General features: G+C 38.0%; 14 protein-coding genes and 1 tRNA gene. 14 read left to right on the plus strand and 1 reads right to left on the minus strand.

Annotation, left to right across the window (positions count from 1 at the left end):
* Position 1: 1 nt before the first annotated feature.
* The 11 genes from citF (at position 2) to HO345_RS05375 (ending at position 10,174) form a co-directional block, all read left to right on the plus strand.
* Complete coding sequence (gene citF / locus HO345_RS05325; protein WP_253684377.1) at positions 2–1,498, plus strand: citrate lyase subunit alpha; 1,497 nt, start codon at positions 2–4, stop codon at positions 1,496–1,498.
* Positions 1,499–1,563: 65 nt separating this feature from the next.
* Positions 1,564–1,636, plus strand: a tRNA-Thr gene (locus HO345_RS05330).
* A gap of 193 nt (positions 1,637–1,829) precedes the next feature.
* Positions 1,830–2,186 (plus strand): type II toxin-antitoxin system RelE/ParE family toxin, encoded by a 357-nt coding sequence (locus HO345_RS05335; RefSeq protein WP_253684378.1) that lies wholly within the window; start codon positions 1,830–1,832, stop codon positions 2,184–2,186.
* A complete protein-coding gene (locus HO345_RS05340; RefSeq protein WP_253684379.1) occupies positions 2,179–2,454 on the plus strand; it encodes a helix-turn-helix domain-containing protein in 276 nt (91 codons plus the stop codon). The genes HO345_RS05335 and HO345_RS05340 overlap by 8 nt, the downstream gene beginning before the upstream one ends.
* Before the next feature lie 103 nt (positions 2,455–2,557).
* A complete protein-coding gene (gene lpdA, locus HO345_RS05345; RefSeq protein WP_253684380.1) occupies positions 2,558–3,919 on the plus strand; it encodes a dihydrolipoyl dehydrogenase in 1,362 nt (453 codons plus the stop codon).
* A 273-nt stretch (positions 3,920–4,192) separates the two neighbouring features.
* On the plus strand, positions 4,193–4,597 hold the full coding sequence (locus tag HO345_RS05350; RefSeq protein WP_253684381.1) for a PH domain-containing protein: 405 nt from the start codon (positions 4,193–4,195) through the stop codon (positions 4,595–4,597).
* Positions 4,598–4,664: 67 nt separating this feature from the next.
* On the plus strand, positions 4,665–5,738 hold the full coding sequence (gene gcvT, locus HO345_RS05355) for a glycine cleavage system aminomethyltransferase GcvT (RefSeq protein WP_253684382.1): 1,074 nt from the start codon (positions 4,665–4,667) through the stop codon (positions 5,736–5,738).
* Positions 5,739–5,796: 58 nt separating this feature from the next.
* The gene (gene gcvH / locus HO345_RS05360) at positions 5,797–6,165 is read left to right on the plus strand and encodes a glycine cleavage system protein GcvH (protein WP_253684383.1); all 369 of its coding nucleotides are present in this window, start codon (positions 5,797–5,799) and stop codon (positions 6,163–6,165) included.
* 186 nt (positions 6,166–6,351) lie between these two features.
* Positions 6,352–7,656, plus strand: coding sequence for an aminomethyl-transferring glycine dehydrogenase subunit GcvPA (gcvPA, locus tag HO345_RS05365; protein ID WP_253684384.1), 1,305 nt, complete (start codon positions 6,352–6,354; stop codon positions 7,654–7,656).
* Positions 7,656–9,104: an aminomethyl-transferring glycine dehydrogenase subunit GcvPB gene (gene gcvPB / locus HO345_RS05370; RefSeq protein ID WP_253684385.1), complete on the plus strand. Its 1,449-nt coding sequence runs from the start codon at positions 7,656–7,658 to the stop codon at positions 9,102–9,104. Before gcvPA ends, gcvPB begins: the two co-directional genes overlap by 1 nt.
* Positions 9,105–9,211: 107 nt before the next feature.
* A complete protein-coding gene (locus tag HO345_RS05375; protein ID WP_253684386.1) occupies positions 9,212–10,174 on the plus strand; it encodes a COG2958 family protein in 963 nt (320 codons plus the stop codon).
* A 328-nt stretch (positions 10,175–10,502) separates the two neighbouring features.
* On the opposite strand, the gene HO345_RS05380 is transcribed toward HO345_RS05375, so the two are convergent.
* Complete coding sequence (locus tag HO345_RS05380) at positions 10,503–11,393, minus strand: Rpn family recombination-promoting nuclease/putative transposase (protein WP_253684387.1); 891 nt, start codon at positions 11,391–11,393, stop codon at positions 10,503–10,505.
* Positions 11,394–11,525: 132 nt separating this feature from the next.
* Here HO345_RS05380 and HO345_RS05385 point away from each other — a divergent pair, with 132 nt between their 5' ends.
* The 3 genes from HO345_RS05385 (at position 11,526) to HO345_RS05395 (ending at position 13,949) form a co-directional block, all read left to right on the plus strand.
* The gene (locus tag HO345_RS05385) at positions 11,526–12,494 is read left to right on the plus strand and encodes a D-2-hydroxyacid dehydrogenase (RefSeq protein ID WP_253684388.1); all 969 of its coding nucleotides are present in this window, start codon (positions 11,526–11,528) and stop codon (positions 12,492–12,494) included.
* Between the two features lie 94 nt (positions 12,495–12,588).
* Positions 12,589–12,942 (plus strand): hypothetical protein, encoded by a 354-nt coding sequence (locus tag HO345_RS05390; RefSeq protein WP_253684389.1) that lies wholly within the window; start codon positions 12,589–12,591, stop codon positions 12,940–12,942.
* Between the two features lie 20 nt (positions 12,943–12,962).
* Positions 12,963–13,949 carry an SPOR domain-containing protein gene (locus HO345_RS05395; protein ID WP_253684390.1) on the plus strand — a complete coding sequence of 329 codons (987 nt, stop codon included), beginning with the start codon at positions 12,963–12,965 and terminating at the stop codon, positions 13,947–13,949.
* The last annotated feature ends 5 nt before the right edge of the window (positions 13,950–13,954 follow it).

Here is a 13,954-nt window from a genome sequence, read left to right on the forward strand (position 1 = left end):
TATGAATAACATACTTGGAAGAGAAGGCTTGGACAATCCTTTTAAGGGAGCCTTTGTAAATAAAAAAAATGCAAAATATGAGCTTACAAAAAATGTAAAGCCCGCCTTCGGGAAAACATTAGCCCAAGCCCTTGATGAGCTTAAACTCCATGACGGAATGGTTATAAGTTTTCATCATCACCTTAGAAACGGGGACTATGTTCTTGATATGGTAATGAGGGAAATTAAAAAAAGAGGAATCAAAGATTTGACAGTAATGGCTTCTTCAATTTTCCCCTGCCATGAGATTTTGGTTGAACTTATGGAAGACGGAACGGTTACCCAACTTATGACCTCCTATATGTCAGGGCCTGTTGCAAAGGCTGTAAGTTACGGTAAGTGTAAAAAGCCCGTAATTATGACTACCCACGGCGGACGGCCCAGAATGATTTTAGAAAAAGAGGTTACGATAGATGCTGCCTTTTTAGCCTCGCCCTGTGTAGACGATCAAGGAAATATTTCGGGCTCCGAAGGAAGGTCATTTTGCGGTTCCTTAGGTTATGCCGTAGCCGATGCTCAAATGGCAAAAAAAACTATAGCCATTACCGATACAAGGGTTTCAAAGGTTAAAAGAGCAGACATTGAAGGCCGTTTTGTAGACATGGTGGTAGAGGTAGATAAAATAGGAGACCCTGCAGGTATTGTAAGCGGAACAACTCAGATTACAAAAGATCCTATCGGCTTAAAGATAGCACGCGACTGCCGCACTCTTATTGAACACTCAGGTCTTTTTAAGAACGGCTTTAGTATGCAGACCGGAGCAGGAGGTATTTCCCTTGCTGTTGCAGACGAAATGCATCGAGCAATGAAAGAAAAAAACATAAAGGGAAGTTTCGGCTGCGGCGGAATTACAGGCTATTTTGTAAAAATGCTTGAAGAAGGCCTTTTTGAAGATCTTTACGATGTTCAGTGCTTTGACCTTTCGGCCGTAGATTCTACCGAAAAAAATACAAACCATCACAAGATTTCAGCCGACCTTTATGCAAACCCTAACAATCCCGGCCATGTTGCAGGAAAGCTTGATGTCGTTATCCTCGGTGCGAGCGAAATAGATTTGGACTATAACGTAAACGTAACCACCGGTTCCGACGGTATAATATTGGGAGGTTCGGGAGGACATGCCGATACGGCAGCAGGAGCAAAACTTTCGATAATCGTTTCAAAGCTATTTAATGCCCGTATTTCTTGCCTTGTAGATAAGGTCCGTACCGTAACCACTCCGGGAGAAACAATCGATGTTTTTGTTACTGACAGAGGTATTGCAATTAATCCTCGCCATGCAGATTTAATCAAAAAGCTGAAGGCTGAAACAAATCTTGAAATTAAAACCATCGAAGAATTAAAGGAAATTGCGGAATCCTTTACGGGAAAACCCCAAGTTAAGCCCCGTTCCGGCGAAGTGGTGGGAATAAGCACCTACCGTGACGGCACCGTTTTGGATGTCATAAATAAGGTTTAAGAAAAATTCTTCCTATTGACTTTTTTGTTGATTTTTGATAAAGTTTCTTTATCAAAAATCAACTTGCCAACTTAGCTCACCCGGCAGAGCAGCACCCTCGTAACGTGCAGGTACTCGGTTCAAGTCCGAGAGTTGGCTTTTTTTTATTTCTAAATAGTTTTTTCCTTTCTATATCATAAACAATTAGCTAAATCATTGAAAATTTTAATGAAACCGCAAGGAGCGCGGAGAGCGCAAAGAGGAGGAGGAAGTTTTTAAAAGATTTGATGCATTGTGATTGCAAAAAATATTAAGACTTGACAAAAGTAAACATTAATGCTAACATTTATATGTGAAAAGAGAAATAAAATTTTATAAAACAAAGGATGGAAAATGTCCTGTAAAAGAATTTATAGATACTCAGCCTGGAAAGATTGCTCAAAAAATAACATGGGTTTTAAGATTAATTGAAACACAAGAAAAGGTGCCTAGAACTTATTTTAAGAATTTGAGTGGTACAAAAATATATGAATGCAGAATAGAATTTGGAGGAAATATATATAGAATTTTAGGCCAGTTTTATCAAGGTTATTTTCTTTTATTGACAAATGGATTTCAGAAAAAAACACAAAAAACACCTAAAAATGAAATAGAATTGTGTAATAAAAGAATGGCAGATCAGATTGAAAGAGGGGTAAAGTATGAGTGATTTAGAAGAATATATTGCAGAAAGGAAAAAAAGAGATGTCGAATTTGCTGAAGATTTTGAAATAGGATATGAGCGGTTTAAAATAGGTGCTATTATCAAAGAGATGAGACTTGAACAGGGAATGACACAGGAACAGTTGGCAGAAAAATTGGAAACAAAAAAAAGTGTTATTTCTAGGATGGAGAATCATGCTGAAGATGTTCGGCTTTCAACATTAGAGAAAATAGCAAATGTGTTTGGAAGACAGCTGAAAATTTCAATGTTATAGAGATACAATTTTCTCCCCTTGCTTTTATTAAGATCATCGTGTATACTTTGGAAAACAAACATTATAATGCTTAAAATTTTAAGCTGTTTTTTAGGAGATTAGTATGTATGATTTAATCGTTTTGGGCGGAGGCCCGGGCGGCTATGTTGCTGCCATAAAAGCTGGAAGGGCAGGGCTAAAAACCGCTCTTATCGAAAAAAACAGGCTTGGAGGAACTTGTTTGAACAAGGGCTGTATTCCGACAAAATACCTTCTTCACACAGCCGAGGTTTTCGGAAGCTTTGCCGAAAACGATCTCGGTCTTTCAGGTGAAAACTTAAAATACGACATTAATGCCATCTACGAGAAAAAAAATGCTGTTGTGGATAAACTTGTAGGCGGTATCGAAAAACTCATCGAAAACGCCGGAGTTGATTTTTATAATGGGGAAGGCAAAATCACTTCAAAATCTTCCGTAAGTGTAAATGGAAAAGAACTTGAATTTAAAAACCTCATCATCGCAACGGGGTCTTCTGTTTTTGCCCCTCCGATAGCCGGAATCGAAACTGCTATGACCTCTGACGATATTTTAGGAAAAGAGCCTGTCGATTTTAAGAGCGTTATCATCATAGGCGGCGGCGTTATCGGCATTGAGTTTGCCACAGTCTATGCAAATTTAGGTAAGGAAGTAACCATCGTCGAACTCGAAAAAACAATTCTTCCTCCCTTTGACAGGGACATTGCAATGCAGCAAGCCCTTGTTCTAAAAAAGAGGGGAGTAAAGATAATAAACGGAGCCATGGTAACCAAAATTGAAAAAACGGGCTGTACCTTTACTCTTAAAGAAAAAGAAGAAAGCATTACAGCCGATGCCGTAATCGTCTGCATCGGCCGAATTGCCGAAATAAAAGATATCGGTCTTGATTCTGCCGGAATACAATACGATAAACGGGGCATAATTACCGATGCCTGCATGAAAACAAATGTCGAAGGTATTTACGCTATTGGGGATGCAGTAAAGGGAAACGTAATGCTTGCCCACAATGCCGAAAATCAGGGGCATCTGGTTGTCGAAAACCTTGTAAACAATACTAAACACGAAAAACAAGACGTTATTCCTTCTTGTGTATATTCCACACCGGAGATTGCAGGTGTCGGTCTTTCCGAAAAAGAGGCTGAAGCCAAGGGAATTGCCGTAAAAATTGGAAAAGTTCCAATGGGTTCAAACGGAAAGTCGGTGCTTTCAGGCTTGGATGTAGGCTTTATTAAGGTTCTATTTAATGAAGAAGACAATCTTGTAGGCTGTCAGATGATGTGCGATTCGGCTACCGATATGATAGGTGCTATCGGAACTCTTGTAACAAACAAGGCTAAGAGGGAAAACATCTTAAAATCCATGTATCCTCATCCCACAGTAGTAGAAGCCTTTTATGAGGCTGTAGAAGACGTCGAAAAGTCGGCTACCCACATGATCTATAAAAAATAATTATAAGAGAGCCTTTCAAAACTTCAGTTTTGTAAAGGCTTTCCATGATAATAGCTTTGCGATGTTTTTCATAAGTCATTGATAAGTAAAGACTTATGAAAAACTCGTCGGTTATTTTTAAAAATCAATAAGATTTTTAAAAATAACCTGACGGCAAGGCTGATTTTAGCTTTGCCGTTTTTGATTTTGTAATCAAAGCAATATTTTTTTATCTATTTGCTATTGCTTTTCTTTTATATCTGGTGTACAATATGGTTAACTGGGAGGCATGTTTTGAAAGAACAAAAAAGCAGTTTTAAAATGTTTTTTACAATAGGATTGTTGCTCTTAATTTTTATCGGAGCCTTTGTTGTTATAAAAACTGCAGATGCGTCTGTAGAAGACGGATTATTAAAAGTTAAAGGAATTTATGGTGTCAGCATACCGATTTCCGAAATCAGAGAGGTCAAAAAGCTTGAAACCCTGCCTTCTTTAGGAGTAAGGCGGGTAAACGGCATAGGTCTGGGACCGATTAAGATAGGCTATTTTAGATATAAGGAATTAGGCCCTGTAAAATTATGTATACTAAAAAACGAAGCTCCATATATATTGGTTACAACCGATGAACAAAAAATTCTTATAGGCTTAGGCAAGGAAAAAAATGAAGAGCTTTATAATAAGCTGCAAGATAATTTGTAATTAATAATTTGTAATCAAAACATTACACATTATCCATTACAAATTAAAATAAATTTAGGAGGATGAGATGAAAAGAACACCCTATTATGAAACCTTGCTCGCTAAAGGCGGCAAGTTTGTTGAGTTCGGCGGATATGAAATGCCCATTCAGTTTGCCGGTATCTTAAAAGAGCATCTTGCAGTTCGCAATAATGTAGGACTTTTCGATGTTTCGCACATGGGCGAGTTTTATATTGAAGGCGACAATGCCGAAGCTGCCGTAAATGCCCTTATTACAAACGACATTCGCGGAATGGCTGACGGAGATGTACGCTACACCCTTATGTGTAATGAAAAAGGCGGAATTGTAGATGATTTCCTCGTTTACCGCTATAATCAAAAGAAATTCCTTTTGGTTGTAAATGCCGGAAACCATGACAAGGACTATGACTGGGTAAAAAAGCATTTGGATAAGAGCGTTACCTTTACTGACCGATCTTCCGAAATTGCCCAGCTTGCAATTCAAGGCCCCAATGCTCCTGCTGTGGTAAAAAAGTTTATTGATCCTTCTGCAATGCCCTCCGCTTACTACACATTTAAGACCTTCCAGTGCCCCAAGGGAGAGGTAATCGTTTCTCAGACAGGTTATACCGGTGAAGACGGTTACGAAATCTACTGCCCTAAAGAATGGGCTCTTGAGCTTTTCAATCAAGTTATGAAGGCCGGAGAAGAATTCGGAATAGAGCTTTGCGGTTTAGGCTGCCGAGACACATTGCGTCTTGAAGCCGGAATGCCCCTGTACGGCCATGAAATGACCGAAGAAACTTTGGCAACCGAAGTAACATTAAAACCCTTTATCAAACTCGAAAAAGAAGACTTTATCGGTAAAAAAGCTCTCGAAACCAACGAAGCCAAAAAAATCCGAAAAGGCTTTAAAATGATTGACAGAGGTATTGCCCGCGATCATGACAAAGTTTTCTTAGGCGACAAGGAAATCGGTTATGTTACAACCGGAACTTCTTCACCCTCATTAAAGGTCGGTATCGGACACATGAGAATCGATAGAGGCATTAAAGATGAAGAAGTCTTTATCGAAGTACGCGGTAAAAAGCTCAAGGCTAAAATCGTGCCCACAAGTTTCTTAAAAGAAATTAAGGGCTAATTAAAAAGGTTTTATAAGTTTTTGGTAAAAACTTAAAAATAAAATATAGGAGTTAGATATGGAAATTAAAGAAGATGTAAAATACTTGGAATCACACGAATGGTTCAAAAAAGAAGGAAACATCGGTATTATCGGAATCAGCGATTATGCTCAAGGTGAAATGGGAGATGTCGTATTCATCGAGCTTCCTGAAGTAGGCGATGAAGTTACAGCCGATAAGGCCTGTGCTACAGTAGAATCTGTAAAGGCCGTTTTCGAAATCATCAGCCCCATGACAGGAAAGGTTGTTGAAATAAACGAAGAGCTTTTAGATGCTCCCGAAAAAATCAATGAAGATGCCTTCGGTTCTTGGTTCTTTAAGGTAGAACTTTCAGGAGAATCTTCAAAATTAATGGATGCAGGTGCATACAAAGGTCTCTGCAAGTAATTAAAAATAAGCTTATTGGAGGTGTGATAAACAGTTCGGCACAGTTGGTGCCTCACTGTTTATCTGCCGAGTTTGCCTTTCTGCAAACGTCGCTTTATTGTATGCAGTTTTGCTTTTGCAAAACTGCTTGAAAAAATATTTTTCGGAAACTGATGTTTCCTGCAAAATATTTTTATTGGAGGTAGTATGTCAAATTATATTCCTCACTCCGCTGAGGAAACAAAAGAGATGCTTGATCTCATCGGCGTAAAATCGATTGATGATTTATACAGCTTTGATAACAAGGGCTGTAAAAAAGTTGATATAGGCGAGGGGAAAACTCAAGCACAAGTTGAAAAGTTTTTTCAAAATTTAAGCAGTGAAAACACTGTCTTTAAATCGATATTAAGAGGTGCCGGTGCTTATAACCACTATGCACCTGCCGCTGTAAGGCACATGGCTTCCAGAGAGGAGTTTTTAACTGCCTACACACCCTATCAGCCCGAAATGAATCAGGGCGAACTACAAGCAGGTTTTGAATATCAGTCAATGATTTGCGAGCTTACGGGAATGGATGTTTCCAATGCCAGCGTTTATGACGGAGGCACGGCAGTTGCAGATGCCATAGTTATGTCCTTAGGACGAAAACAAAACAAGGTTTTGATTTCGGAATGTGTTGAGCCCAGCTCAATTGAAATTGCTAAAACCTATTTAAAGCATAGCGGCGTAGAATTCGTAATGATTCCCCGTGACGGCTATAAAACGGATGTTTCAAAGATTAAGGGCCTTTTAGATGAAAGTGTCGGAGCCGTTGTTATGCAACAGCCGAACCGTTTCGGTACAATCGAAGACTGCGAAGCTGTCGGTAAACTTGTAGAAGGTACCAAAACCCAGTTTGTAATGAGCTGCAATCCTATTTCTTTGGCTGTCTTAAAAACACCGAAAGAATGCGGTGCTTCGATAGCCTTAGGCGAAGGCCAGGCATTAGGACTTCCTCTAGGTGCAGGCGGCCCCTATCTCGGTTTCCTTTCTACAATCGAAGCCAATATGCGAAAAATCCCGGGACGAATCATCGGTCAGTCAACAGACCATGACGGCAGAAGAGCCTTTGTTCTAACTCTTCAAGCCCGCGAACAGCATATCAGGCGCGAAAAAGCAAGCTCCAGTATCTGTTCTAACCAGGCTCTTTGTGCATTAAGAGCTTCTATGTTTATGACAGCCTACGGAAAAGAAGGCTTAAAAACCGTTGCAAATGTTTCCGTAAGCAATGCACATTATCTTGCAGATGAGCTTAAAAAGATCGGCTTAACCGTAAAAAATAACGGAGAATTCTTCCATGAATTCGTAACTGACGGAAAAGGAAAGGCCGATGCAATTCTTTCAAATCTTGAAAAAAACGGCATTTTAGGCGGTTTAAAGATTTGTGATGATGCCATTCTTTGGTGTGCAACCGATGTTCTTTGCAAATGCGACCTTGATAAGGCCGTAAAAATCATTAAGGAGGTATTGTAATGAGCGAATTGATTTTTGAAAAATCCGTAAAGGGTCATAAATTTGCCGAAGCAAAATTGACAGTACCCGAATATAAGCTTGATTCAAAATATTTAAGAGCAAGCGATGCAAAACTTCCTGAAGTTTCGGAACTTGAATTTGTACGCCACTATATGGAATTGAGCAAGCGTACTCACGGTGTAGATAACGGTTTCTATCCCTTAGGTTCTTGTACGATGAAGTACAATCCCAAACTCAACGAAGAAGTTGCGGCTCTTCCGAACTTTACCAATATTCACCCATTGCAGCCTGAACATACAATGAAAGGTTGTATCGAGGCTATGGGCGATTTAGGTAAAAAACTCGGTGAAATTACCGGAATGGATGCTTTCTCCCTCCAGCCATCAGCAGGTGCTCACGGAGAGTTCACAGCCCTTTTGGTAATCAGAGCCTATCACGAAAAACGCGGCGACCATGCCCGAAACAAGATTTTGGTTCCCGATTCGGCACACGGTACAAACCCTGCCAGTGCCGCAATGGTCGGATGCGAAATCGTAAACATTCCTTCCGATAAGGACGGAAACGTAGATATCGAAGAATTAAAAAAGACTGTAGGAAACGATACTGCTGCCCTCATGCTTACAAACCCGAACACCCTCGGTCTCTTTGAAACCCATATCAAAGAAATTGCCGAAATCGTTCACAAAGCAGGCGGCTTATTGTATTATGACGGTGCTAACCTTAATGCAATTATGGGAAGACTCAGACCCGGAGATATGGGCTATGATATAGTTCACCTTAACTTGCATAAGACCTTTTCGACTCCTCACGGAGGCGGAGGTCCCGGAAGCGGCCCAATCGGTTGTAAAAAAATCCTTGAAGAATTCTTACCTGTTCCTGTAGTTACAGGATCGGACGGAAGCTATAAGCTCGATTATAACCGCCCGGATTCAATCGGAAGGGTTAGAAACTTCTACGGAAACTTCCTTGTCTTCTTGCGTGCCTATGCCTATATTCTTACACTCGGAAGCGAGGGCATAAGGGAAAGCTCAGGCTATGCTGTCTTAAATGCAAACTATCTAAAGAAAAAGCTTGAAAAAGAATATGATGTTGCCTTTGACAGAATCTGTATGCACGAATTTGTTCTTACCCTTGATAAGATCAAGGAAGAAACAGGCGTAAGTGCTCTTGACATAGCTAAGGGCTTAATCGATGACGGCATCCATCCGCCGACGATGTACTTCCCGCTCATCGTACACGAAGCCTTGATGTTTGAGCCTACGGAAACGGAAAGCAAGTCCACATTGGACTTTACCGCCGAAGTTATGATCAAACTCAAAAAAGAAGCTTATTCAAATCCCGAAAAGCTTCACGGCTATCCCTACACACGCCCAATCGGACGAGTAGATGAAACAAAAGCTGCCCGTGAACCTGTTTTAAGGTACAAGGCTTGCTGCTGCTGTAAATAAACAGCTTTAAATTTTTGAACAGCTTTGATGCCCCCCTCTAAAGACTGATGTTTTTAGAGGGGGATTTTTGAAAGCTTAACTTTATTTGATTATGTAAAAGGAATAAGATGGAGAAACAATATACTTTTTTTGATTTGATTATAGAAGTTTTTGAAAAAGTAAAAAAGCCAATGACTCCTGAAGAAGTTTGGGAAAAAGCGCTTGAGTTTTCTTTTGATAAAAAACTAGGAAGCTCGGGCAAAACTCCGGCCGCTACAGTAGGTGCAAGATTATATGTAGATGTCAAAGAAAAGGCTGAAAAAAGCACTTTTGTTCAAGTCTCAAAACGTCCTTCAAGATTTATTTTAAGAAGTTTAAATATAAGCGGAAATGAAATAAAACGGGAAATCGAGAAAAAAGAAAATGCAGAATTAAAACAAAATAATGAAAGTAATTTTAATGAAAGAGATTTACATCCGCTTTTAGTAAAATATGTTTATTCAAACCCGCATTTTAATTGTTACACAAAAACTATTTATCAGGAAAATTCTGTAAAAAGAGTAAAAGGCGCTAATGAATGGCTGCATCCTGATTTAGTAGGTGTATATTTTCCGTTTAAAGATTATTCAAAAGAAACAATGAAACTTCAAACTTCATTGAATGTCAATTCAATAAAACTGTTTTCCTTTGAAATGAAAAAGAATATAGATTATTCTACTTTAAGACAGTATTTTTTTCAGGCTGTTTCAAATTCAAGCTGGGCTAATGAGGGATATTTAGTTTGCTTGAAAATCGATGAAGACCCCAATTTTAAAAATGAGCTTCAAAGATTATCTAATGCTTTTGGAATTGGAATTATAAAACTGAATCCGGAAAGTATAAGTGAGTCAGAAATAATTTGTAATGCTAGATATAATGAAAATATAGATTGGGATACTTTGGAAAGACTTTCAGAAGATAATCCTGATTTTAATAAATTTATATCAGACTTAACTGAAGATATTGCTTTAGGAAAAGTAAAAAGTACTTATGATAAAGTAATTACAGATGATAAATTTGAAAATTATTTAAAAGAAAAGAGTATTATTTGATAAATCACCAATGCCGATTTATACGACCCCGATACTATGCCGCAGGTTTTGGTCAAAGCCCATGCCGCTATTATGTCCATAACAGACGATCTCGTACGGCTGCAATAGGCCGCCTATTACGGCTACAATAGAGCACCTATTACGGCCGTAATCGATGACCTGTTTCAGCACTACACTAGACGGTCTCGTGTAGTACTACAATCGATAACCTATTACGGCTGCAATAGGGCACATGTTACAGTACTACACGAGGCGGCCTCGTGAAATAATGTAACGATATGAATATGGCTTCGAAATTACGACTTTCGTTTTTATAAGAAAATTGATTTTATAATGCTTCTACTTCTTTTAAGCTTAAGCCTGTTCCTTCAGCTATTTTAGCAATATCAAAGCCAAGCTTTTTAAATGCTGTTGCCGTTTCAAGAGCTTTTTGGTATGAGCCTTGTTCAATGCCTCTTTCAATACCTTGTTCAATTCCCTCAGCAAAGGCGATTCTGCCAGCTTCTTCTCTTTGTACTGCAATGTCTGTATCATAATCATATTCAGCTACTAACATGTTGATTACCTCCCTTGATTTTCTTAGTAAGTATTCTTTTAAGATTCCTTTTTCTATACATATCTTTACCGCATTGGTAAAGCCGCTTTCTGGGTCGAGTTGTGTTTGGACTCTCACTTCCTCAACAAAAAGACTGTATTCTTCAAGCGGTTTACATCGGCTTAACACTTCTGCTCCTTTGTTTTTATTTATGTTATATACTTTTACTGTAAGCTCCAGCGGTATTAGTTCAGATTTTGTAATAAATGCATCGGAGAGTTTTAAAACGGTAGTTTCAGGATAGTCTTTAATACCGTTGTAAAAAACATAAAATTCAGGTGTTGGTATTTTTGACAATTTTCTTAAATACCTGTCTGTAGGGGATTGAATTTTCTCATAAAGCCTTGCTATATATTCTAAAAAACGTAAAGGCATATTCTCATTTATGGTTGACTGGTGTTCGGCCAATACGATAATTTTACCATCTATAAGGCAGGAAACATCATTAATTATGTTCATATACATAACGTTTTCAAGTTTTATATTTTCTACCGGACAAGACATTTGCAAATTTGTTCCATGCAAAGCATTGTATAGCGATAAAAAATTCTCTTTTGCCTTTTCATCTTCACTAAAAAGGTCAACGAACACTGAATCTTTGTATTTTCTGTTTGAAGTACTCATATCAACCTCCCAACTACTTGTATTATAGCATAGATTAGAATTTTTTGTAAGATATTTCTTCGGCAAGACGACAAAACGAGCCCTTGACGAATTCGAAAAAATATGAAATGATAAACATACAGAGGTATTTTTATGAGTGAAAAATTAAATTTGGTTATTCTTGACGGGTTTACTTCCAATCCCGGAGACCTTTCTTGGGATGAGTTAAAAGCCATTTCAAATCTTACAATATATGATAAAACAAGTGCAGATGAACTTCTTGAAAGGTGTAAGGAGGCAGATGCCGTTCTTACCAATAAGGTAGTTTTTTCTAAAGAAATAATGGATTCTTTGCCGCGTCTTAAATATATAGGAGTTTTAGCTACGGGATATAATGTTGTCGATGTTGAGGCTGCAAGAGCTAAAAATATTTGCGTAACGAATATTCCCTCTTACAGCACCGACAGCGTGGCTCAACTTGTATTTGCCCTTATTTTTCACTTTTATTGGCATGTAAAAGAGCATAGCGATGAGGTTATGGGCGGAAAATGGTCGGCTTCTCCTCATTTTTGCTATCACAGCTTTGATATAAGGGAGCTTTCCGATAAGACTATGGGTATAGTCGGTTTCGGGAACATAGGCCAAACCGTTGCAAAAATTGCCCTTGCCATGAATATGAAGGTAATCTATTTTAACCGTTCTAAAAAAAATATTAAGGGCTTAGAAGAAGCAAAACAAGTTTCTTTAGATGAGCTTTTTTCTTCTTCAGATATAATAAGCTTAAACTGTCCTTTGACTCCGGAAACAAAAGAAATTGTAAATGCCGAGTCCTTAAAAAAGATAAAGAAAACTTCTATCATAATCAATACGGGACGGGGGCCTCTTATAAACGAAAAGGATGCAGCAGAGGCTTTAAAGGAAAAAAGACTTGCAGGTCTTGCCTGCGATGTTCTCAGTGTAGAACCTCCGGCTAAGGATAATCCCTTGCTTAAAGCTCCTAACTGTATTATTACGCCCCACATAGCGTGGCAAACCTTTGAGGCCAGAGAGAGACTTATAAAAACAGCCGCCGCTAACGTAAAAGCCTTTATAGCCGGAAAAGAAATAAACAGGATTAATTAGGCGGTTAAGTAGATTTTATTACCCCTGTTGTTCTTTTTTACATTTTATGTATACTATTCTTTTGAGTATTGGAAATGCTCTTAAAAGGAACTATATGAACTGGAAACTGATTTATTTTTTATTTATAGTATTGTTTTTAGGCTTGTTTGCAGGCTTTAATATGAAAAACTCTTGCGATATTTCTTTGATTTTTTATACATTTGAAAATGTACCTGTTTATGTAAGCAATATTTTTTCGTTTTTAATCGGACTTATCTTAACCATTCCTTTTTTATTTGGAAGTAAAAAGAAAAAAAATAAGCCTGTAAATGAGAAAAAAGAAACATTTACGGCAAGCGATGGTGTCGGAATAGACACTGTGGACTTAAAAAAGCCTAAAAAATCATGGTTTAAACGTAAAAAAGAATCTAAGACTTCAATTTCTGAAAGTAATTCTGAGATCAAATGAGGTAAGAGATAAAAAGGTTTATGGAATTTAAGATAAAAAAAATACTATTTTTTTTATTGTTTCTCTTTTTTTTGCATAGCCTGACTGCTCAAAATTCCTTACCTCCGAATGTTCAAAAGATTATCAAAAACGGTTTTACAAAAAAAACTCCTTTTGAGGCATCTTCGTTTATTGAAGCAGAAATAAAAAAGATTTCTTCAAATGAAGAAAAAATTATAGCTCTATCCGTTTTGGCCGACTATGAAGAAAGGTTCGATTTATTTTTACGAGCCGGAAGACACTATCTTGAAGCTGCGGAACTTTCTCCCGAGAAAGAAAAAAAAACTCTTTTAACCAAAGCCCTTGGAGCCTTTCTTTTAGCCGATAATATAAGCGAGTCCTCCGAGCTTTGCCGCAACCGCTTGCTGCCTATCATTGAGACCCCATTTTCTAAAGAAGATATAAAAGTTCTTGTTCTTTTTGAATGGCTTAAATTAAAATCGGATGAAAAGAGCTCTCTTGAAAATATAAAAAAATATGTTACCGATTCAAAATTCTCAGAATTTCATCCTGCCATGCTTTTGACTCTTTGGTGGGTCGATGGAGATAAGAAGGCTGAAAACACTCTCATAAAAAAATTCCCTAACAGCATTGAGGCATCTGTCGTCCGAGGTGAGGCTTTTTTGAGCCCTAAAACATTTTGGTATTTAATGCCTCAAAATAGAGGATTTAAAGAATCTCTTGCAGATTCAGCTTCCGAATCCATTTCATTAAGTCAAAGCGAAACTTTAGCACAAAATAATGAATTGCCGGCTGCAAAATTTTATCAAACCGGTTTTTTTAAAACCGAAAATTTTGCAAAAGGGCTTGCAGATGAGCTTAAAAAGAAGGGCTTTACGGTAACAATAAAAAAAGAAGAGCGAGGGGAAGATGCTTTCTTTTCGGTTTTAGTAAAGGATGACTGCAAAGGAGATATAGTTATCCGGCTAAAAAGTGAAGGCTATGAAGCCGTTCCGATTTTTGATTAGCTTTC

It is taken from the genome of Treponema denticola, from assembly GCF_024181645.1.
GTDB lineage: Bacteria > Spirochaetota > Spirochaetia > Treponematales > Treponemataceae > Treponema_B > Treponema_B denticola_A.